The organism is uncultured Succiniclasticum sp. (genome assembly GCF_902793885.1).
Classification (GTDB): Bacteria; Bacillota; Negativicutes; order Acidaminococcales; family Acidaminococcaceae; genus Succiniclasticum.
The window spans coordinates 77213-96436 of the sequence record NZ_CADBFF010000004.1 but is presented as its reverse complement, the minus strand read 5'-3'; the positions used below and the strand labels follow the sequence as shown (position 1 = coordinate 96436).

Annotated in this window: 29 protein-coding genes; all 29 read right to left on the bottom strand. The window is 48.6% G+C overall.

From position 1 onward, the window contains the following. Nucleotides 1–441, bottom strand: coding sequence for a 50S ribosomal protein L15 (gene rplO, locus QZV31_RS03350; protein ID WP_295358071.1), 441 nt, complete (start codon nt 439–441; stop codon nt 1–3). A gap of 17 nt (nt 442–458) precedes the next feature. Further along, nucleotides 459–644, bottom strand: coding sequence for a 50S ribosomal protein L30 (gene rpmD, locus QZV31_RS03345; RefSeq protein ID WP_093729238.1), 186 nt, complete (start codon nt 642–644; stop codon nt 459–461). 17 nt (nt 645–661) lie between these two features. Continuing rightward, the gene (gene rpsE, locus QZV31_RS03340; protein WP_093729239.1) at nt 662–1180 is read right to left on the bottom strand and encodes a 30S ribosomal protein S5; all 519 of its coding nucleotides are present in this window, start codon (nt 1178–1180) and stop codon (nt 662–664) included. 17 nt (nt 1181–1197) lie between these two features. Next, on the bottom strand, nt 1198–1557 hold the full coding sequence (gene rplR, locus QZV31_RS03335) for a 50S ribosomal protein L18 (protein WP_093729240.1): 360 nt from the start codon (nt 1555–1557) through the stop codon (nt 1198–1200). 21 nt (nt 1558–1578) lie between these two features. After that, nucleotides 1579–2127, bottom strand: coding sequence for a 50S ribosomal protein L6 (gene rplF, locus QZV31_RS03330; protein WP_295358067.1), 549 nt, complete (start codon nt 2125–2127; stop codon nt 1579–1581). Between the two features lie 24 nt (nt 2128–2151). Then, nucleotides 2152–2550: a 30S ribosomal protein S8 gene (rpsH, locus tag QZV31_RS03325; protein ID WP_093912288.1), complete on the bottom strand. Its 399-nt coding sequence runs from the start codon at nt 2548–2550 to the stop codon at nt 2152–2154. 30 nt (nt 2551–2580) lie between these two features. Next, complete coding sequence (locus QZV31_RS03320; protein WP_093729243.1) at nt 2581–2766, bottom strand: type Z 30S ribosomal protein S14; 186 nt, start codon at nt 2764–2766, stop codon at nt 2581–2583. 17 nt (nt 2767–2783) lie between these two features. Next, nucleotides 2784–3329: a 50S ribosomal protein L5 gene (gene rplE, locus QZV31_RS03315; protein WP_093729244.1), complete on the bottom strand. Its 546-nt coding sequence runs from the start codon at nt 3327–3329 to the stop codon at nt 2784–2786. A 27-nt stretch (nt 3330–3356) separates the two neighbouring features. Then, nucleotides 3357–3686 (bottom strand): 50S ribosomal protein L24, encoded by a 330-nt coding sequence (gene rplX, locus QZV31_RS03310; protein ID WP_093729245.1) that lies wholly within the window; start codon nt 3684–3686, stop codon nt 3357–3359. Between the two features lie 37 nt (nt 3687–3723). Beyond that, nucleotides 3724–4092 (bottom strand): 50S ribosomal protein L14, encoded by a 369-nt coding sequence (gene rplN, locus QZV31_RS03305; protein ID WP_093729246.1) that lies wholly within the window; start codon nt 4090–4092, stop codon nt 3724–3726. A 43-nt stretch (nt 4093–4135) separates the two neighbouring features. Then, nucleotides 4136–4396 (bottom strand): 30S ribosomal protein S17, encoded by a 261-nt coding sequence (gene rpsQ, locus QZV31_RS03300; RefSeq protein ID WP_093729247.1) that lies wholly within the window; start codon nt 4394–4396, stop codon nt 4136–4138. A gap of 32 nt (nt 4397–4428) precedes the next feature. Next, nucleotides 4429–4623 (bottom strand): 50S ribosomal protein L29, encoded by a 195-nt coding sequence (rpmC, locus tag QZV31_RS03295; protein WP_093729248.1) that lies wholly within the window; start codon nt 4621–4623, stop codon nt 4429–4431. Next, nucleotides 4620–5075 carry a 50S ribosomal protein L16 gene (gene rplP / locus QZV31_RS03290; RefSeq protein WP_093729249.1) on the bottom strand — a complete coding sequence of 152 codons (456 nt, stop codon included), beginning with the start codon at nt 5073–5075 and terminating at the stop codon, nt 4620–4622. Before rplP ends, rpmC begins: the two co-directional genes overlap by 4 nt. Nucleotide 5076: 1 nt before the next feature. Further along, nucleotides 5077–5745, bottom strand: coding sequence for a 30S ribosomal protein S3 (rpsC, locus tag QZV31_RS03285; RefSeq protein WP_093729250.1), 669 nt, complete (start codon nt 5743–5745; stop codon nt 5077–5079). A gap of 27 nt (nt 5746–5772) precedes the next feature. Then, on the bottom strand, nt 5773–6105 hold the full coding sequence (gene rplV / locus QZV31_RS03280; protein ID WP_093729251.1) for a 50S ribosomal protein L22: 333 nt from the start codon (nt 6103–6105) through the stop codon (nt 5773–5775). Nucleotides 6106–6115: 10 nt separating this feature from the next. Then, nucleotides 6116–6397: a 30S ribosomal protein S19 gene (gene rpsS / locus QZV31_RS03275; protein WP_093729252.1), complete on the bottom strand. Its 282-nt coding sequence runs from the start codon at nt 6395–6397 to the stop codon at nt 6116–6118. A gap of 25 nt (nt 6398–6422) precedes the next feature. Next, the gene (gene rplB, locus QZV31_RS03270) at nt 6423–7253 is read right to left on the bottom strand and encodes a 50S ribosomal protein L2 (protein ID WP_093729253.1); all 831 of its coding nucleotides are present in this window, start codon (nt 7251–7253) and stop codon (nt 6423–6425) included. 13 nt (nt 7254–7266) lie between these two features. Then, on the bottom strand, nt 7267–7557 hold the full coding sequence (gene rplW, locus QZV31_RS03265) for a 50S ribosomal protein L23 (protein WP_093729254.1): 291 nt from the start codon (nt 7555–7557) through the stop codon (nt 7267–7269). Further along, nucleotides 7557–8186 carry a 50S ribosomal protein L4 gene (gene rplD, locus QZV31_RS03260; protein WP_295358028.1) on the bottom strand — a complete coding sequence of 210 codons (630 nt, stop codon included), beginning with the start codon at nt 8184–8186 and terminating at the stop codon, nt 7557–7559. Before rplD ends, rplW begins: the two co-directional genes overlap by 1 nt. A 29-nt stretch (nt 8187–8215) precedes the next feature. After that, the gene (rplC, locus tag QZV31_RS03255; RefSeq protein WP_093729256.1) at nt 8216–8854 is read right to left on the bottom strand and encodes a 50S ribosomal protein L3; all 639 of its coding nucleotides are present in this window, start codon (nt 8852–8854) and stop codon (nt 8216–8218) included. Nucleotides 8855–8867: 13 nt separating this feature from the next. Then, the gene (rpsJ, locus tag QZV31_RS03250) at nt 8868–9179 is read right to left on the bottom strand and encodes a 30S ribosomal protein S10 (protein WP_093729257.1); all 312 of its coding nucleotides are present in this window, start codon (nt 9177–9179) and stop codon (nt 8868–8870) included. Nucleotides 9180–9358: 179 nt separating this feature from the next. Beyond that, nucleotides 9359–10552 carry an elongation factor Tu gene (tuf, locus tag QZV31_RS03245; RefSeq protein WP_093729258.1) on the bottom strand — a complete coding sequence of 398 codons (1194 nt, stop codon included), beginning with the start codon at nt 10550–10552 and terminating at the stop codon, nt 9359–9361. Between the two features lie 61 nt (nt 10553–10613). Then, nucleotides 10614–12722: an elongation factor G gene (gene fusA, locus QZV31_RS03240; protein ID WP_093729259.1), complete on the bottom strand. Its 2109-nt coding sequence runs from the start codon at nt 12720–12722 to the stop codon at nt 10614–10616. Nucleotides 12723–12759: 37 nt separating this feature from the next. Next, nucleotides 12760–13230, bottom strand: coding sequence for a 30S ribosomal protein S7 (gene rpsG / locus QZV31_RS03235; RefSeq protein WP_093729260.1), 471 nt, complete (start codon nt 13228–13230; stop codon nt 12760–12762). 62 nt (nt 13231–13292) lie between these two features. After that, entirely contained in the window at nt 13293–13673 is a 381-nt protein-coding gene (rpsL, locus tag QZV31_RS03230) for a 30S ribosomal protein S12 (protein WP_093729261.1), read from the bottom strand. A gap of 64 nt (nt 13674–13737) precedes the next feature. Then, a complete protein-coding gene (locus tag QZV31_RS03225) occupies nt 13738–13989 on the bottom strand; it encodes a ribosomal L7Ae/L30e/S12e/Gadd45 family protein (RefSeq protein WP_295358017.1) in 252 nt (83 codons plus the stop codon). A 288-nt stretch (nt 13990–14277) separates the two neighbouring features. Continuing rightward, nucleotides 14278–15390 (bottom strand): glycosyl hydrolase family 18 protein, encoded by a 1113-nt coding sequence (locus QZV31_RS03220; RefSeq protein ID WP_295358014.1) that lies wholly within the window; start codon nt 15388–15390, stop codon nt 14278–14280. Between the two features lie 34 nt (nt 15391–15424). After that, the gene (locus tag QZV31_RS03215) at nt 15425–17299 is read right to left on the bottom strand and encodes a glycoside hydrolase (RefSeq protein ID WP_295358011.1); all 1875 of its coding nucleotides are present in this window, start codon (nt 17297–17299) and stop codon (nt 15425–15427) included. 48 nt (nt 17300–17347) lie between these two features. Then, entirely contained in the window at nt 17348–19219 is a 1872-nt protein-coding gene (locus tag QZV31_RS03210; protein WP_295358008.1) for a glycosyltransferase, read from the bottom strand. Between the last annotated feature and the right edge of the window lie 5 nt (nt 19220–19224).

Genomic DNA, 19224 nt, shown 5'->3' with positions numbered 1-19224 from the left:
TCAGATCACCTCTACTTTTCCGCCGGCAGCTGTAATCTTTTCTTCAGCAGTCTTGCTGAAGCCGTTTGCCTGTACCGTCAGTTTTTTAGTCAGCTCGCCGCCGCCTAAAATGCGCAGTCCGTCACGAATACTCTTAATCAGACCGCATTCGATCAGCATTACAGGTTCTACTACAGTACCGTCTTCAAAGCAGTTCAAAGTACCTACGTTTACTTCTACATATTGTTTGCCGAACTTGTTATAGAAGCCGCGTTTCGGAAGACGCAGGTATAACGGTCTCTGGCCGCCTTCAAATCCCGGGCGTTTTACACCGCCGGAACGGGATTTCTGACCCTTTTGGCCTTTGCCGGAGGTCTTGCCCAGACCGGAACCCAGGCCACGGCCTACACGAACGCGGGCTTTATGGGAACCCGGAGCCGGATGTAATTCATGTAATTCCATTTTGCTGCACCTCCTTATTAAGCTTCCACTTCTTCGACCTTCACAAGATGTCTCACTTTGTGAACCATGCCGCGAATGGTCGGGTTATCTTCCTGTACTACAGAAGTACCGATTTTTCCTAAACCCAGCGCTCTTACGGTTGCGCGCTGATCCTGCTTGTATCCGATCAAGCTGCGGATCAGCGTGATTTTTAACTTTTTCATCAGGCTTCCTCCTTAGCTTAACCTAAAATTTCCTGGGGAGTCTTGCCGCGCAGGGCAGCTACAGACTGCAGGTTCTTCAGACCTTTTAACCCTTCCAGGGTTGCGCGTACCATGTTGTTGGGGTTATGGGAACCCTGGCATTTCGTCAGGATGTCGCGGATACCTGCCAGTTCCAGAACGGCACGCACCGGACCGCCGGCAATAACGCCGGTACCTTCGGAAGCCGGACGCAGGAACACGCGGCCTGCACCGTACACACCGATAATTTCGTGAGGAATGGTATTGCCTACCATGGTAACTGTAATCAGATTTTTCTTAGCGTCGTCAACGCCTTTCCGGATTGCTTCCGGAACTTCAGCAGCTTTGCCCAGGCCCATACCTACATGGCCTTTTCCATCGCCAACCACAACCAGTGCGGCAAAGGTGAAGCGACGGCCGCCTTTAACAACTTTCGCAACGCGATTGATGAATACAACTTTCTCGGTAAAGCCGTCATCGGGTTTTTCGCGTCTGTCGCGCTTATCAAAATTAGCCAAGATACTTCCTCCTTCCGTTAGAATTGCAGTCCAGCTTCACGAGCTGCTTCTGCTAATGCGGCAACACGACCATGATACAGGTAGCCGCCGCGGTCGAATACAACTTCTTTTACGCCTTTGGCCAGTGCTTTTTCAGCAATCGCCTTGCCTACGGCCTTGGCAGCTTCCACGTTGCCGCCGTAGTTTTCAAAGGTCTTTTCTACAGTGCTTGCCGCTGCAATGGTCTCGCCGGTTTCATCGTTGATGACCTGTGCATAGATGTTGCTCAGGGAACGGTATACGTTCAGGCGGGGTCTTTCAGCAGTGCCTACAACATATCTGCGGGAACGAACATGACGTTTCTGACGTTTTTCGTTCTTGTTTGCTTTATTGAACAAGAGGTTTCACTCCTTCCTTAATTACTTCTTAGCTTTCGCGCCTGCTTTACCAACTTTGCGGCGTACATGTTCGCCTTCATAGCGGATGCCTTTTCCTTTGTAGGGTTCAGGCGGACGCAGGTTGCGAATTTCCGCTGCTACCGCGCCAACTTTTTCCTTATCCGCACCGCTTACAACAATCTTGTTCGGAGCGGGTACGTCAAAGGTGATGCCGGCAGGCGGCTCTTTAACAACCGGATGGGAGAAACCCAGTGTGAAGTTAATGTTGTTTCCCTGTTTTGCTGCACGGTAGCCAACGCCCTGGATTTCCAGCGATTTGCTGAAGCCTTTGGTTACGCCTTCCACCATGTTGTTGATCAGGGTACGGGACAGGCCGTGCATGGCCCGGTTTTCTTTTTCATCATCGGGACGTTCTACGATGAGTACGCCGTTGTCCAATGTGATCTTCATTGTCTGGCTGATCTGGCGCTGTAATTCGCCTTTGGGGCCTTTTACAGTTACCAGATTGTTTTCAACCGTTACCGTTACGCCAGCGGGAACAGTAATCGGTTTTTTACCAATTCTAGACACTTAAACGGTACCTCCTTTTTAGTATTACCAAACGTATGCCAGAACTTCGCCGCCCAGACCAGCTTTGCGGGCCGCTTTATCGGTCATCAGCCCCTGAGAGGTGGAGATGATTGCGATACCCAGGCCGCCGAGAACCTTCGGCAGCTGATCTTTCTGGGAATATACGCGCAGGCCAGGCTTGGAAATACGTTTGAGGCCGGAAATTACTTTTTCACGGTTTGCGCCGTATTTCAGGCTTACTTTGATAACATTCTGTTTGTTATCTTCAATTACTTCAAAATCTTTAATAAATCCTTCGTCCTTTAAAATCGTGGCAATCGCCTCTTTGATTTTGGACCCGGGGATTTCAACTTTATCATGATGAACCGAATTTGCATTACGGATACGGGTAAGCATATCGGCGATCGGATCAGTCATTACCATTATTCAATGGCCTCCTTTCTTAGATGGTTGTTACCAGCTTGCTTTTGTTACGCCGGGAATTTCGCCCTTGTAGGCATATTCACGGAAGCAGATACGGCACATACCGAACTTACGTAAGTAAGCATGGGGGCGGCCGCAGATTTTGCAGCGGTTGTAATGACGAACTTTAAATTTCGGTTCTTTACTCCATTTTTCAATCAGTGCTGTCTTAGCCAAAATTCTTTCCTCCTTACTTAAGCTGCGAACGGCATTCCCAGAAGCCGCAGCAATTCGCGGGCTTCTTCGTCAGTCTTGGCAGTAGTTACAATGATGATATCCATGCCATGAACTTTGTCAACCTTATCATATTCGATTTCCGGGAAAATCAACTGTTCTTTCAGACCCAGGGCATAGTTGCCGCGGCCGTCAAAGGAAGTTGCGCTGACACCGCGGAAGTCACGTACGCGGGGCAGTGCCACGTTCATCAGTTTGTCAAGGAAATAATACATACGGTCGCCGCGCAGGGTTACTTTTGCGCCGATCGGCATGCCGGCACGCAGTTTGAAAGCCGCGATGGATTTCTTGGCTTTGGTTACAACCGGTTTCTGACCGGCGATAGTAACCAGCTCGGAAACAGCTGTTTCCAGTGCTTTGGCATTGGCAACCGCTTCGCCGACGCCCATGTTGATAATAACTTTTTCAACTTTGGGAATTTCGTTTACGTTTTTATACTGGAATTTATCTACAAGTCCTTTAACGACTTCAGATAAATACTTTTCTTGCAGTCTGGTCTTGGCCATTTACAATGTTTCCTCCTTTCCCGGATATTATTTATCGATTACTTCGCCGCAGTGCTTGCAGACTCTCTTGGACTTGCCGTCTTCAATCTTGTGAGCAATACGGGTCGGTTTTTTGCAGCTGGGGCAAACCAGCATTACTTTGCAGGAAGCAATGGCTGCTTCTTTCGTCACGATACCACCCTGAGGGTTGGTCTGGGACGGTTTGGTATGACGTTTTACTTTATTGACGCCTTCCACGATAACTTTGCCTTTTTTCGGCAGGGCAGTCAGGATTTTGCCTTCTTTGCCTTTATCTTTACCGGACAGGACCTGAACGGTATCGCCTTTTTTAACATGCAGCTTTACAGCAGTACTCATGTCTTAAGAACACCTCCTAATGTGCTTTTATGATTTCTTACAGCACTTCCGGTGCCAGAGAAATAATCTTCATAAAGTCTTTTTCACGCAGCTCACGGGCTACAGGCCCAAAAATACGGGTTCCGCGGGGGCTCTTGTCGTCTTTGATCACTACAGCGGCATTTTCATCGAAACGGATGTAAGAACCGTCTTTGCGATGAAGTCCCTTTGTAGAACGAACAACAACTGCCTTTACTACGTCACCTTTCTTAACAACGCCTCCGGGTGCTGCATCTTTAACAGAACAAACAATGATGTCGCCGATATTGGCATATCTGCGGAAAGAGCCACCCATAACGCGGATGCACATAACCTTCTTAGCGCCGGTGTTGTCGCCGACATTAAGAATTGTCTGTTGTTGAATCATGTTTAACCTCCCTTGTCAGATCCGATATAATCTGACAACTACATTATTTAGCACGTTCTAAGATTTCAACCAGGCGCCAGCATTTATCTTTGGACAGCGGACGGGTCTGGGTGATTTTAACCAGATCGCCGATATGCGCTTCGTTGTTTTCATCATGTGCCTTGAATTTGATCGTGTTCTTTACGCCTTTTTTGTAGAGCGGGTGCTGAACAAAACGTTCGATAGCAACAACGATGGTCTTCTGCATCTTATCGCTTACAACTCTGCCTACACGGCTGACACGTGCGTTTCTTTCTACGGTCACGACTGTTTCCTCCTTAATTAAGCTTCAAAACCTTACGCGTTGATTTCGTTCTGGCGCTGAACAGTTTTGATTCTGGCAATGGATTTTTTGATTTCGTGGATCTTCATGGGATTCTCACATTGTCCGGTTGCCATCTGAAAACGTAAGTTGAACAGTTCTTCTTTCAATTCTGCTAACTTTTTGTCTAAATCTTCAGCAGATAACTCTCTGATTTCATTGATTTTCATTCAGCTTCACCACCCTTTGCTTCTACGGCAGTTTCGGCTTCCAACTGAGCCTTTGTCATGAATTTCGTTTTGATGGGGAGCTTATGACCGGCCAGACGCATTGCTTCTTTCGCGTCGGCTTCAGCAACGCCGCCCATTTCAAACAGGACGCGGCCGGGTTTTACAACCGCTACCCAATATTCCGGAGAACCTTTACCGGAACCCATACGGGTTTCAGCCGGTTTTGCAGTGATGGGTTTGTCCGGGAAAATCTGAATCCATACCTGGCCGCCACGTTTGATGTAACGGGTCATGGCAATACGGGCTGCCTCAATCTGACGGTTGGTGATCCATGCAGGTTCCAGCGCAACCAGGCCAAAATCGCCATGGCAGATGGTGTTGCCGCGCATGGCGCGACCTTTCATACGGCCTCTGTGTTGTTTACGGTGTTTAACTCTGTTCGGTAATAACATATTACTTTGCCTCCTTTGCGGATGCAGGCTTTGCTGCCTTGGTTTCCGGCAGTACTTCGCCTTTGTAGATCCAGACCTTTACGCCGATACGGCCATACGTGGTATGGGCTTCTGCTGTACCGTAATCAATATCAGCACGTAACGTGTGCAGAGGAATGGAGCCTTCGCGATAGCTTTCGCTGCGGGCAATTTCAGCACCGCCCAGACGGCCGCCGACTTTTACTTTAATACCCTTGGCGCCCATACGCATGGTGCGGCCAACGCACTGTTTCATGGCACGACGGAACGCAATGCGGCGTTCCAGCTGGCTGGCAATATTTTCCGCTACCAGCGTCGCATCCATATCCGGCTGTTTGATCTCCTGGATATTGATGTCAACATTTGCATCGGTCATCTTTTTCAGGTCTTTCTTCAGCAGTTCGATGTTGCTGCCCTGACGGCCGATAACCATGCCCGGTTTTGCAGTGTAGATCGTAACACGTGCCTTGTTGGAGGCGCGCTCGATATCTACTTTGGAAATTCCGGACAGGAATAATTTTTCTTTAATGAACTCACGGATTTTAATATCTTCCAGTAAGAATTTTTCATAGTCTTTGTCGGCAAACCAGTTGGATTCCCAACCTTTGATCACGCCAACGCGCAGACCATGCGGATTAACTTTCTGACCCACTATCATTACCCTCCTTATCCGGGATTATTATTTTTCAGAAACACATACGGTCACGTGGCTGGAATGCTTCAAAATCTTGAACGCCTGTCCACGGGAACGCGGATGAATACGTTTCAGTGTAGGACCCTGGTCTACAAAGCAGGTAGACACATAGAGGTTATCTACATTCATATCGTTATTATGTTCAGCATTGGCAACCGCGCTGCGCAACACCTTTTCCACAACTTCAGAGCCAACTTTCGGAGTGAATTTCAAAATTGCGAAAGCTTCAGACACTTTTTTACCGCGGATCAGGTTCATAACAATGCGCAGTTTGCGAGGAGCAATGCGGATATATTTTGCAGTAGCGTTAACTTCCATTACTTATTCCTCACTTTCCTGTAGTATCTGCTTTCTTATCCTGATGACCTTTGAATGTACGGGTCGGAGCAAATTCTCCTAATTTATGGCCTACCATATCCTCGGTGATGAATACCGGAACATGTTTGCGTCCGTCATGAACCGCAATGGTGTGTCCTACAAACGTAGGTAAAATCATAGAAGCGCGGGACCAGGTCTTTACAACCTTCTTATCATTTGCGGCATTCAGTGCATCAACCTTTTTCAACAGACTGGGATGCACATAAGGTCCTTTTTTAACTGATCTAGACACTGATAAGCCTCCTTTCTCTCAACGATTATTTCGTTCTACGGCTTAAAATTAACTTAGTTGAAGATTTCTTGTTCTTGCGGGTGCGAACACCAAACGCAGCTTTGCCCCAGGGAGTAACAGGACGTTTACGTCCAACCGGGCTGTGACCTTCACCGCCTCCATGCGGATGGTCGTTCGGGTTCATAACTACGCCGCGGTTTGCAGGACGGATACCCAGCCAGCGGGAACGGCCGGCTTTACCGATGGTGAGGTTTTCAAATTCCAGATTGCCAACCTGGCCGATCGTGGCACGGCAGTTGATATGTACTTTGCGGACTTCACCGGAAGGCAGACGCAGCAGTGCGTAATCTCCTTCTTTAGCCATCAGCTGTACGACTGCGCCGGCAGAGCGTGCCATCTGGCCGCCTTTACCGATCTTCAGTTCCACGTTGTGTACCAGAGTACCAACCGGGATGTTCTTTAAGGGCAGGCAGTTGCCGGTTTTGATATCGGCATTCGGACCGCTTTCCACTTTGTCGCCAACCTTCAGGTCCAGGGGAGCCAGGATATAGCGTTTTTCGCCGTCTACATAATGCAGCAGCGCAATGCGGGCATTACGGTTCGGATCGTATTCAATGGTAGCAACTTTTGCGGGGATTCCGTCTTTGTTGCGTTTGAAGTCAATGATACGATACTGTCTTTTCGTGCCGCCGCCCTGATGGCGAACGGTCATTTTACCGGTGTTGTTGCGGCCGGCGTGTTTGTTCAGCTTCTCAAGAAGCGGACGATAGGGTTTATCAGTCGTAATCTCTTCGAAGGAAGACGTTGTCATAAAACGTCTCGAAGGAGAATACGGATTGTAGCTTTTAATCGCCATTTAGCTTACCTCCTTACATTCCTTCAAATATCGGCAGCGTCTGACCTTCTGCCAGTCTGACGATTGCCTTTTTATAATCGGACGTCCGGCCTACATTTCTGCCCATCCGTTTTACTTTGCCGCTGACCCGAATGGTCGTTACGGACAGAACCTTTACATTCCAGATGGATTCCACAGCCTGACGGATTTCGGTTTTGTTAGCGGTTACCGGAACCTTAAAAGTGTATTTGTTCTCCTGCATCATCATGGAAGTTTTTTCCGTGATGAGCGGGCGGATCAAAACGTCGCGAGGATTAGCAGCCATTATGCAAGTACCTCCTCAATCTTTTCTACAGCATTCTTGTCCAGGAACACTTTATTATTGTGCAACAGGTCAAAGCAGTTCAAACCGCCGTTATTGATGACGGTAACTTTGCGGATGTTGCGTGCGGACAGTTCTACGTTTTCGTTTTCCCCGTTCGTGATGATCAGGGTCTTATTCTCTGCAGCTTCGAAAGCTTCCAGCATTTCAAGAGTACGTTTGGTCTTGAAATCATCAAACGCGATATTGTCGATGATCACCAGCTGGCCTTCCGCAACTTTGGCGGATAATGCACAGCGGATTGCCAGACGGCGCGCTTTGCGGGTCATATCTTTGTGATAGCTGCGGGGCTGCGGTCCAAAGGTTACGCCGCCGCCTACCCACAGAGGAGAGCGGGTGGAACCTACACGTGCGTGACCGGTTCCTTTCTGTCTCCAGGGTTTCCGGCCGCCGCCGCGTACCATGCCGCGGGTTTTGGTAGCGGAAGTGCCCTGGCGCTGGTTGGCCTGCTGCATTACGATAGCCTGATGCACAACAGGTTCATTAAATTCAACGCCAAATACTTCTTCATTTAATTCAATCTCTTCGCCGGTAGTTTTGCCGGCCATGTTATATACAGATAACTTCGGCATATGAAGCATCCTCCTTTCTGTCGTTTACATTACTTACCTTTAACGGCTTCTGTGATTACTACGCAGGTGCCGTTTGCACCCGGAATAGAACCGTGTACAAGGATAAGGTTGCGTTCAGTATCAACCCGTGCAATGGTCAGAGACTGAACGGTAGCACTCTTGCCACCCATGCGGCCAGGCAGTTTTTTGCCTTTGATTACCCTGCCGCCGGGGCCGGAATGCATCGGTCCCATAGAACCCGGCTCACGATGCGATTTGGAACCGTGTTTCATAGGGCCACGGCCGAAATTGTGGAGCTTAATGGTGCCTGCAAAGCCTTTGCCGCGGCTGATACCGCTTACGTCAACCAGATCTCCGGCTGCGAATACGTCGGCTTTGATTACGTCACCCGGTTTTAAGTCGGACGGAGCGTCCAGACGTAATTCCTTAACAAATTCAGCAGGAGCAACACCTGCTTTGTCAAAATGACCCTTCTCCGGTTTGGTCACTTTCTTTTCGCTTACTTCGCCGAAACCAACCTGGATCGCATTGTATCCGTCGGTTTCTTCCGTTTTATTTTGAATGACTGTGCAAGGGCCTGCTAACACAACCGTAACAGGAATGAACTTGCCATCAGCTTCAAAAATTTGGGTCATGCCCAGTTTTTTGCCAATAATTCCTTTAGCCATCGTTAGCACCTCCTCACAGTTTGATTTCGATGTCTACGCCGGCCGGCAGGTCTAAGCGCATCAGCGCGTCAACCGTTTTCGGAGTCGGCTCCAGAATGTCTACCAGACGTTTGTGAGTGCGCATTTCGAACTGCTCACGGGAATCTTTGTTGACATGAGGGGAACGCAGAATCGTATAAATGTTCTTTTCGGTAGGCAGCGGAATCGGGCCGGAAACCTGTGCGCCGGTACGTTTCGCCGTCTCAACGATCTTTGCAGCGCTCTGATCCAGAGCGGTGTGGTCATACGCTTTCAGGCGTATTCTGATTTTTTGTGTCTTAGCCATTAATTTTTCCTCCAATCGCCCAGTTTCTAAGAACGGACATACTCCGTGAAAATCTCCCCGTCTGCAAGGCAGGACAGGCAAGCAACCTTTCACATCATCGCAGGTACCAATAAACATAAGAATATGAGGGGCTGTCTTAAGCCCCTCATACCGGGATCTAAGATCAATTTAATTCAAAATTAGTCGATGATATCGCCAACAACGCCAGCGCCTACGGTGTGGCCGCCTTCGCGGATAGCGAAACGCAGGCCCTGTTCCATAGCAATCGGGGTGATCAGGGTGATCTCCATGTCTACGTTATCACCAGGCATTACCATCTCCGTGCCTTCCGGCAGTTTTACGGAACCGGTTACGTCGGTGGTACGGAAGTAGAACTGCGGACGGTAGCCGTTGAAGAACGGGGTATGACGGCCGCCTTCTTCTTTCTTCAGTACATATACCTGGCCGGTGAAGTGGGTGTGCGGATGTACGCTGCCCGGTTTCGCCAGTACCTGACCGCGTTCGATTTCCTTGCGGTCAACACCACGCAGCAGCGCGCCTACGTTGTCGCCTGCCAGCGCTTCGTCCAGAGTCTTGCGGAACATTTCCAGACCGGTGATAACGGTCGCTTTCTTCTCGTCTTTCATGCCGACGATTTCAACGGGGTCGCCTACATGGGCTGCGCCGCGTTCGATACGGCCGGTAGCAACGGTGCCGCGGCCGGTGATGGTGAATACGTCTTCTACAGGCATCAGGAACGGTTTGTCAGTCGGGCGTTCCGGAGTCGGAATGTAGTTGTCTACTTCTTCCATCAGCTTCAGGATGCTGCCTTCACCGATTTCGCTCTTGTCGCCTTCCAGGGCTTTCAGCGCGGAACCTACCACGATGGGAATGTCATCGCCGGGGAATTCGTAGCTGCTCAGCAGGTCGCGTACTTCCATCTCTACCAGTTCGATCAGTTCGGCATCGTCTACCATGTCTGCCTTGTTCAGGTACACTACCATAGCCGGTACGCCTACCTGACGGGACAGCAGGATGTGTTCGCGGGTCTGCGGCATCGGGCCGTCAGCTGCGCTTACTACCAGGATCGCACCGTCCATCTGCGCGGCGCCGGTGATCATGTTCTTTACATAGTCAGCGTGGCCGGGGCAGTCAACGTGTGCATAGTGACGGTTGGCCGTCTCGTATTCTACGTGAGCCGTGTTGATGGTGATACCACGTTCTCTTTCTTCCGGCGCCTTATCGATCATGCTGTAATCCATGAACTGCGCGCCGCCTCTTTCTGCCAGCACTTTGGTGATAGCAGCGGTCAGGGTGGTTTTGCCATGGTCTACGTGACCGATAGTTCCGATGTTAACATGCGGTTTTGTTCTTTCAAACTTTGCCTTTGCCATTTTTTCCTTCCTCCTTGAAGTAAATGTATATTTAAAAATTTATTAGGATCAGCGTAACTGATTATTCAGCCTTAGTGCCTTTGTTTTTGGCAACGATTTCATCTGCAATGCTCTTGGGCACTTCTTCGTAATGGTCAACCTGCATGGTGTAGGTGCCACGGCCCTGGGTCTTGCTGCGCAGGTCTGTCGCGTAACCGAACATGGAAGCCAGCGGTACGAACGAGTGGATAACCTGTGCACCGTTGCGCGCTTCCATACCGTCGATGCGTCCGCGGCGGGAGTTCACGTCGCCGATTACATCGCCCATGTATTCTTCCGGTACGGTGATATCAACCTTCATGTAAGGCTCCAGCAGAACCGGGGAAGCCTTTTCGGCGCCGGCCTTGAAGCCCATGGAACCGGCAATCTTAAATGCCATTTCCGAAGAGTCGACTTCATGGTACGAACCGTCGTATACGGTAACGCCGATGTCTACCATCGGGTAACCGGCTACCACACCGTTTTCCATTGCTTCTTTGACACCGGCTTCAATCGGGGCAATGTATTCTTTCGGAATCGCACCGCCGACAACCTTGTTTTCAAAGGTAAAGCCCGCGCCCATTTCCAACGGGGTGATTTCCAGCCAGCAGTGACCGTACTGGCCTTTACCGCCGGACTGACGGATGAACTTGCCTTCCGACTTAACAGCCTTGCGGATGGTCTCGCGGTATGCAACCTGCGGATTGCCTACGTTGCAGCCTACCCGGAATTCACGGAGCAGACGGTCAACGATGATGTCCAGATGCAGCTCGCCCATACCGGAGATGATGGTCTGCGCGGTTTCCGGATCCGTATGTACCTTGAAGGTCGGATCTTCTTCCGCCAGCTTCTGCAGCGCAATGCCCATCTTTTCCTGGTCGGCTTTCGTCTTGGGTTCCACCGCAACGGAAATAACCGGTTCAGGGAACACCATGGATTCCAGAATGATCGGAGCCTTTTCATCACACAGCGTGTCGCCGGTCGTCGTAAACTTCAGGCCAACCGCTGCTGCGATATCTCCGGAGTACGCTTCCGGGATTTCTTCCCGGTGATTGGCATGCATCAGCAGGATGCGGCCCATACGTTCGCGTTTCTCTTTGGAAGAGTTGTAAACATAGGAACCTGCGGTGATCATGCCGGAGTAAACCCGGAAGAAGCCAAGCTTGCCAACGAAGGGGTCGGTCGCGATTTTGAATGCCAGTGCAGAGAAGGGCTCGCTGTCAGAAGTCGGCCGGGAATCTTCCTCGCCGGTTTCCGGATTGATACCCTTAATGCTCTCGATATCCGTCGGAGCCGGCATGTAATCCACAACCGCGTCCAACAGGGGCTGAATGCCTTTATTCTTATAGGAAGAACCGCAGAACACAGGATTCAGCTTGCATTCGATGGTTTCTTTGCGGATTGCCGCTTTCAGCTCTTCGTTGGTGATTTCTTCGCCTTCCAGATATTTCATCATCAGCTCATCATCACCTTCGGCAACGGTTTCTACCAGAATGCCGCGGTATTCTTCAGCCTGTTCCTTCATGTCGGCAGGAATTTCAACGAACTCTTCTTCCTTACCCATATCGTCGCCATAGACGATCGCTTTCATCCGGATCAGGTCAACCATGCCCTGGAACTGATCTTCACAGCCGATGGGGATCTGAAGGGCAACCGGATTTGCATTCAGCCGGTCGCGCATCATATCCATAACATGGAAGAAGTCAGCGCCGATGATGTCCATCTTATTTACGTATGCCATACGCGGTACTTTGTACTCGTCAGCCTGGCGCCATACGGTTTCAGACTGGGGTTCAACGCCGCCCTTGGCAGAAAATACTGCAATCGTTCCGTCCAGTACACGCAGGGAACGTTCAACCTCAACCGTGAAGTCAACGTGGCCCGGGGTATCAATGATGTTGATACGGTGCGTATCATACTGCTTTTCGGAACCGTTCCACATGCAGGTCGTTGCAGCGGAAGTAATGGTAATGCCACGTTCCTGCTCCTGAACCATCCAGTCCATGGTGGCCGCGCCATCATGAACCTCACCAATTTTATGAGTCTTACCGGTGTAGAACAGGATGCGTTCCGTGGTAGTCGTTTTACCGGCGTCAATGTGTGCCATGATGCCGATATTTCTTGTTCTTTCAAGCGGAATTAGTCTGCCCACTCTTTTATCCTCCTCAGCTATTCAACAGGACAGGCCGTTACCAGCGGTAATGTGCAAACGCTTTGTTTGCTTCGGCCATCTTGTGGGTATCTTCACGCTTTTTCACAGCAGCGCCGGTACCATTAGCAGCATCCATGATTTCACCGGCAACGCGTTCGCACATGGTTCTTTCACCACGAAGGCGAGCATAATTTACCAGCCAGCGGATACCCAGGGTGGTTTTACGGTCTGCACGAACTTCTACAGGAACCTGGTAGTTTGCACCGCCCACGCGACGCGCCCGTACTTCCAGCAGCGGCATTACGTTTTTCATAGCGGTATCAAATACTTCCAGCGGATCCTTGCCCGTCTTGGAACGGATTACATCAAATGCATCATATACAATGCGTTCGGCAACGCCTTTCTTACCGTCCAGCATTACCTTGTTAATAAATCTTGTTAATAATTTAGAACCGTACACCGGATCCGGCAGTACGTCTCTTTTTGGAACTGCGCCTTTTCTCGGCATGCTCTTTCACTCCTTTATATCAATTCGTAATTTCTCAGTAGTTATGGTTTTTTGCGCAAGACTTACTTCTTAGCTTTAGCGCGTTTTGCACCGTACTTGGAACGGCCCTGGTTGCGGTTTGCAACGCCGGCAGTATCCAGAGAACCACGAATGATATGGTAACGCACGCCAGGCAGGTCCTTTACACGGCCGCCCCTGATCAGAACAACGGAATGTTCCTGCAGATTGTGACCGATACCCGGAATATAAGCTGTAACTTCAATGCCGTTGGTTAAACGTACACGAGCAACTTTACGCAATGCAGAGTTAGGTTTCTTCGGTGTGGTGGTGTATACACGGGTGCACACACCACGTTTCTGCGGACATTCTTTTAATGCCGGCGCAGTGGATTTGGTCTTCAGCACCTCTCTGCCCTTACGGATCAGCTGATTAATTGTTGGCATATCGGCACCTCCTTTCTGTCAATTAGATTTAGTATTTATAAAAACCCCGTTGCCGGGATCCCTATCAGTTTTTCAGTATCGCCGCCGCAGAAGCACCCGCATGGATGCCGCAGGCTTTACCTAACACCTGCATGCTTTCCACAACCAGGCAGTCAACATTTTGTCTTTCGCATTCTGCCTTGATGGGAGCCGTGATGCGTTCCTCCGCATCTGCCGCGATATACACGCCCGAAGCCGTCTTTTTCTGAAGGGCTTTCGCCGTTTGCTTCACCCCTACAACCTTGGCCCCGGCTGTCTTCAAGTCGTCCAGACTCATTGCATTTACTCCTTCAAAATGAGCGCACTTATCCCGTGAGACTTGTGTATTGTAACATCTTTTACAAAACGTGTCAACACTTTTTTAATATTTTTTATTACGCTAAGCAGTGTTTTTATGCGCCTCTCTTTTTACACGCACCCGAGTGTTTCAAAAAACGATAACAAAAGAAGATAAAAATCCATCCCGAAATCAACATTTCCCATGATTTCTTCTATATATAAATATAAATCCCCGGCATCTTTGCCGTAACAAAAATACCGGGGCTGTCAATTTAATTATTCAATGTTATTTTTTATTCATAATACCCGGATAGTATTCCTGTATCTTATGATTACCGCCCAACCGCCAAAGGGATATTCCATCTACGCCGTAGTCCAGCGCCTGGCGTTTCCAGGCTACGATCGTTTTTGCATCGGCAAACCAGCATTCCACGTTTTTACCCGCAGCATTCTTTCCCTTAAAACTCATCGCCTGGCTGCCTGCATCACGTGTGGCCTTAGCTTTTAAACTTCTTTGCAGCAAAAGCGCTTCGTTTTCCGTAACAAAATACGGCGCTCTTCCATCCTGCCACACGCAACCGCCGGTTGCCAACGCTACGGAGCGGGGCCTAGGCAGATAGCTGAGTTTGAAGAGAACCTTTTTCAAAAACGGAATATCCGCCTTGGCGCCAGCCGTTTTACTATGGATCCCATACAAATTGTAACACATTACGACATACTCGGGACCCTCCGGCACCGTAAAATCTTCCATCATGGTGGCTAATGTAGTAATGGGATCCCCGAATTCAAAAAAGCCTGGTTCAAGAATGACCCGTAGCGGTATTTCTTCCTTGTCGGCCAAGGAAGCCAGAATTTCCAAAAAGCGAACATAGCGCCGCGCCACTTCCGGATCCTTCCAGATATTCTCGTAATCAAGTTCCAGTCCGTCAAACCTATGCCTTTTTACGAGAGCAATCATGTTTGCCGCATGTTCCTGCATCGTCTCAGGCGTTTCAAATAATTTAAGCAATACCTGAGTATCTTTAGCAATCGTTTCCCCTTTTGGATTATGAATGTCTTTATAAACGTCATTCACAACAGTCAGATATTTGTTTACTTTAGCCCGGTAACGGGTAAACTTCTTCCCCGTAAATTGATGGGAATGTCCCATGACCATCGGCTTGCCTTCGCCGTCCAGCACAGCAGCAAAATAACTGATGGAATTTAACTGGGTCTGGATCGCCATCGCTTCCTTCATTCCCTGCTCAAAATCCCAGTATGTCACCCAGGCATTCCCGTCAAAGGTCGGCTGCCCGCGACGCGCCGCATCAACGGAAAGGCCAAGGGGAAGGCAACCCGCAATCAACAGAACAGCGGAGCCGATTGCCGCAAAAATACCTGACTTTACGAATTTTCCCATGAAACCTCCTAACATCTATATTTAATCAGCAAAATCAGAAAACCTGTAACGCCCAATCCAAAAGAGCTTCCCATTTACGTTTCAACAGCAGCTTCATTTTTTTAGCGCCGGTGTAATGGACATCATACAATACCGGCAAATCGTTCTTTTCTTCATTAAATAACTGTTCCACTTTAAATTCAGAAAACACCGCGTCATATACATCATCGGCCAGATTGACCTGACTGTAACCGTAGCCCTGCCATCCGGCTCCCAAGAACAACCGGCCCGGTTTTACATTCCGGACTTTTAAATTGCTTACCGCCGGCTTTCCGTCAATTAACACATTTAAATGATCGTCTTTCAGAAAAATCTCCAGCTTGCGATCTAATCTTGCATGGTAACTAATGGTCGGAATATACGCTTCGGCCCCTTGTCTTACAGAACGGGTTTCTTTCTCCCGTTCTTTTTCCAAAGCGTTAATCTGTTTTCGGGCCATAACTGTATTCTGCGCATATCTTCCGAATACTTCCCGTTCGTACATCGCCACTTCTTTCCGGTCTTCTTCCACAGAGCGGTATTCCCCTCCGTCAAATGTACGCAAATCTATATCCGCCAGTTTTCCGTAGACGCCATTTATCATTTCGCCTGCTATGAAATGATTATTTTCAAATGCTATGCGGATCGCATTTTGCCGTTTCTCATCAGCCCTGATGAAAATTTGCTGGGTTCCAAACTGATTTCCCTTAAATTCGGTAGTTATACGAACATTACAAAAGTCCTCACGATTCTTTAATTGCATCAAACCGTCACGTTTTGGCAGGGTAGTTAAGATAATTGATTCATTCCTGAATTCAGCGGCTCCCTCCAAAACATCCCACTCACTATGTTGCTCTGTATCGCCTGGTTCAAACTGGATATCCGGAACATTATCATATTTTATACGCATCAGCAGATGATTCGCAGGCCAGTATGCCCTGGGTTCCATCCTTGTCAGATCGTATACGCTGCTATTCCGTATATTATGGCAGTCTCCTTCACGGTTAAAATTCATCTTGAATAACTTGCGCATCCATTGTTCATTCAGGGCGCTGACATCATTATTGTTCCCAAACCGCCCGGTATTGGCGTGCATCAGCGTATAGGATTCCGGAACATAACCGAGATCCGCAGAATAGATGTCCCGCAACATGGTATAGTCATTGGATATACGCTCTTTCATGGCTAAATAGCTTTCAACCGGGAAATCCTTTTCATCCCTGATGTAGTCCATCAGATAATGATTGTAGCTGCGTCCCAATACGCTGGTCAGATGAGAATACACCAGCGGGTTCATGTTGCCGAGATACCGGTTCCACCGGTCAAACACATTGATATAATACAACCGGTAACCATTGGATCCCATTTCCCAGAATCCGTTTTTTTCCAAATTCTTTAAGTCTGCTGATTTTAAAAACTTGTCATCATTATTCCGCAAATTTTCAGCATAGGTGGAGATTGTCGCATGATAATTATATTTTTCCAACAGTTTTTCCGCAAAAGCCGCCGTATCTTTTCTTCCGTCTTCAAAATTCAAATACAGCGAATGTTTCGGAAGCGCCTTTCCTTTGCTGTAATACTCCTGGACATCTTTTCCCGTAATTGTGGCGAATCCGTTCTTCTTTAACACTTCCAGATGATGCTCCAGCTGTTCCACGCCAATCAGGCTGTTCGTCCCCGTTCGGTCCACGCCAAAGTAGGATATCGCAACAAATCCCTCATCGCCGCCATACTCTGCATTGCGTAAGGTATAGGGCTCGTATTTCGCAAAAACAACCAAAGCATTGATAATTATATATAACAGCGAAAGCAATACAATCGCTTCGATTACAGCGCGAATCTTCTTAGTCCGGTTTTTTTTTGCTGAAAACTCTTTGTCTGCCAACGACATGGCTTATTATCTCCCTGTTTGTGTTATGTGTTATTAATTGCTAAAGCGCTACTCTGCTTTGTCATCCGGTTGCGTATCCTGCTCTGCTGTTGCCCCGGATTCCTGTGCTTTTTCTTTTTTCTTTTTACGTTCCTGTGCTTCCACATCCGCCGGCGTCATCCGGGTGCCCCAGGTCGATTTCCAGAAAGTGAACCAGGCAATAGGCATCTGCCAAAGCAAGACCATTTCATAGTAAATACAGAACCATATCCCATAAAGCCAGGTCGTGCTACGCCGCAGCAAGGCCTGACATGCACTCATCAAGACAGCCATGGAAATCATGCCTAAAAGGAACGTAGTAGGAAAAACCCTGTATGTCAACGGTACATAAATCAGGTTGTAACATACAATAAAAGGAGCGATGATCGGAACCAGAAGCCCCATATAAAAACTCAGGGCCGCAAATGGTTCTTTCCTCCACATAAAACATGCCGCAACCAATGATTCACGAAGCCAGCTCCGTTTCCACCGCATCTGCTGTTTCAAAAACACATCATAATCATTTGGAACAATCGTATAGCAGATGGAAGTGTCCTGATAACCCGTCCGGTGATGACGCAGTATCAGGTTAGTCATAGCTCGGTCGTCCCCAAAGGTCGCGCGCTGTCCCAGAAACTTCTGATTCAGCCATTCATCGGAATATTTTAATACCAGATCTTTACGATAGCATGATAAAGGACCGGACAGGCAGCTGACCGTATCAAAAATGCCTTCCGCAGCTTTCATCACGCGAAATGCGATATAGTAACGGACAGATTGCATCTTGGTCAAGGAATTCGTATATGTATTTGCCACATCCGTACGCCCGGCTACGCCGCCCATTTTTTCGTCTTTAAAGGGCTGGACCAGATTGATGATCGCATACGGATTCAGGAAACTGTCCGAATCAACAAATACAAGGAGCTCATGTTTTGCATGTATGGCGCCCAAAGCAAGGGCGTCCCGTTTCCCTTTGTTGACCGGCTGTAAAATATAGCGGATGCGGGAAGCTACCTCCTCCCCTTCCTGCTCAATAATATCCTGGATTGTTTCCCTGATTACTTCAGCCGAACGGTCAGTGGAACAATCGTCTACCACAATCACTTCCAGCTTTTCTTGGGGATACCACTGATCCATCGCATTCAAAATAGTCTGCCTTATCCACGTTTCTTCATTAAAACACGGAACAATGACGGACACGCCCGGCGTATAGTTTTCATCTGCGCCGTCTGCTTTGTAAAAGATTGCAAACGCGTACTTCGTGAGTAAAAATGTGCTGGCAATAATACTGTATAAATACAGGTATTTATTAAACTTAAAATAAACGACGCTTTCTGTTCGCATCAGTAAAACGCAAAGGCATATCCCGAATAAAAGAAAACTTGCCGTCATCAATTCATAGCGGGCATGATGATCGTTGGAATACTCCAGCAAATTCTTTTCAAACTGCATGCCGAAGGCAAATTCCGTATCGGGAGACAGTTTACCGCACCTGACATCAGCCAGCTTCTGAAGCAATACCTCCTCCGGCGGCCAGACGGAATGCCCATTGGTTTTCACTTTCATTTCCAGGCCTTCGGGCAAAGTTCCCGGTTGAATTTCAAACGAAAGCGTAACTTTTTTGTGTTGGGCAATTACTTCCGCTACCTCCGCAGAAGTATGAAGCCTCATGCCCGAAATCGAAATATCCGATGCATAACCTGAATACGAAATCAGACTGTTCCCTATGGAAATCTTGACAGGATAACTGACATCGTAACGGACATTAGCGTCTTCACCATTGAAGAATTTAAGATACGGATACTTTTTAACTTCTTCGTCACTGATGGCACGCCGGCTTTTGCCGCTCCTATGCTTGCCCGGCACGTGAGGCAGCAGTCGCCGGTCCGGCGACTGTTTCATTAAAA

What these genes read in the sequence shown, in the direction of transcription:
- rpsG (WP_093729260.1), bottom strand. Translation starts at nt 13,230, where the DNA reads ATGCCGAGAAAAGGCGCAGTTCCAAAAAGAGACGTACTGCCGGATCCG.
- QZV31_RS03210 (WP_295358008.1), bottom strand. Translation starts at nt 19,219, where the DNA reads ATGAAACAGTCGCCGGACCGGCGACTGCTGCCTCACGTGCCGGGCAAG.
- rplP (WP_093729249.1), bottom strand. Translation starts at nt 5,075, where the DNA reads ATGTTATTACCGAACAGAGTTAAACACCGTAAACAACACAGAGGCCGT.
- rplO (WP_295358071.1), bottom strand. Translation starts at nt 441, where the DNA reads ATGGAATTACATGAATTACATCCGGCTCCGGGTTCCCATAAAGCCCGC.
- QZV31_RS03220 (WP_295358014.1), bottom strand. Translation starts at nt 15,390, where the DNA reads ATGGGAAAATTCGTAAAGTCAGGTATTTTTGCGGCAATCGGCTCCGCT.
- rpmC (WP_093729248.1), bottom strand. Translation starts at nt 4,623, where the DNA reads ATGAAAATCAATGAAATCAGAGAGTTATCTGCTGAAGATTTAGACAAA.
- rpsH (WP_093912288.1), bottom strand. Translation starts at nt 2,550, where the DNA reads ATGGTAATGACTGATCCGATCGCCGATATGCTTACCCGTATCCGTAAT.
- rplX (WP_093729245.1), bottom strand. Translation starts at nt 3,686, where the DNA reads ATGAGTACTGCTGTAAAGCTGCATGTTAAAAAAGGCGATACCGTTCAG.
- rplE (WP_093729244.1), bottom strand. Translation starts at nt 3,329, where the DNA reads ATGGCCAAGACCAGACTGCAAGAAAAGTATTTATCTGAAGTCGTTAAA.
- rplW (WP_093729254.1), bottom strand. Translation starts at nt 7,557, where the DNA reads ATGGCTGCTAATCCTCGCGACGTTTTGATCCGCCCGCTCATCACGGAA.
- QZV31_RS03225 (WP_295358017.1), bottom strand. Translation starts at nt 13,989, where the DNA reads ATGAGTCTGGACGACTTGAAGACAGCCGGGGCCAAGGTTGTAGGGGTG.
- rpmD (WP_093729238.1), bottom strand. Translation starts at nt 644, where the DNA reads ATGAAAAAGTTAAAAATCACGCTGATCCGCAGCTTGATCGGATACAAG.
- rplN (WP_093729246.1), bottom strand. Translation starts at nt 4,092, where the DNA reads ATGATTCAACAACAGACAATTCTTAATGTCGGCGACAACACCGGCGCT.
- QZV31_RS03215 (WP_295358011.1), bottom strand. Translation starts at nt 17,299, where the DNA reads ATGTCGTTGGCAGACAAAGAGTTTTCAGCAAAAAAAAACCGGACTAAG.
- rpsL (WP_093729261.1), bottom strand. Translation starts at nt 13,673, where the DNA reads ATGCCAACAATTAATCAGCTGATCCGTAAGGGCAGAGAGGTGCTGAAG.
- rpsJ (WP_093729257.1), bottom strand. Translation starts at nt 9,179, where the DNA reads ATGGCTAAGACACAAAAAATCAGAATACGCCTGAAAGCGTATGACCAC.
- rplV (WP_093729251.1), bottom strand. Translation starts at nt 6,105, where the DNA reads ATGGAAGTTAACGCTACTGCAAAATATATCCGCATTGCTCCTCGCAAA.
- rplB (WP_093729253.1), bottom strand. Translation starts at nt 7,253, where the DNA reads ATGGCGATTAAAAGCTACAATCCGTATTCTCCTTCGAGACGTTTTATG.
- rplC (WP_093729256.1), bottom strand. Translation starts at nt 8,854, where the DNA reads ATGGCTAAAGGAATTATTGGCAAAAAACTGGGCATGACCCAAATTTTT.
- tuf (WP_093729258.1), bottom strand. Translation starts at nt 10,552, where the DNA reads ATGGCAAAGGCAAAGTTTGAAAGAACAAAACCGCATGTTAACATCGGA.
- rplD (WP_295358028.1), bottom strand. Translation starts at nt 8,186, where the DNA reads ATGCCGAAGTTATCTGTATATAACATGGCCGGCAAAACTACCGGCGAA.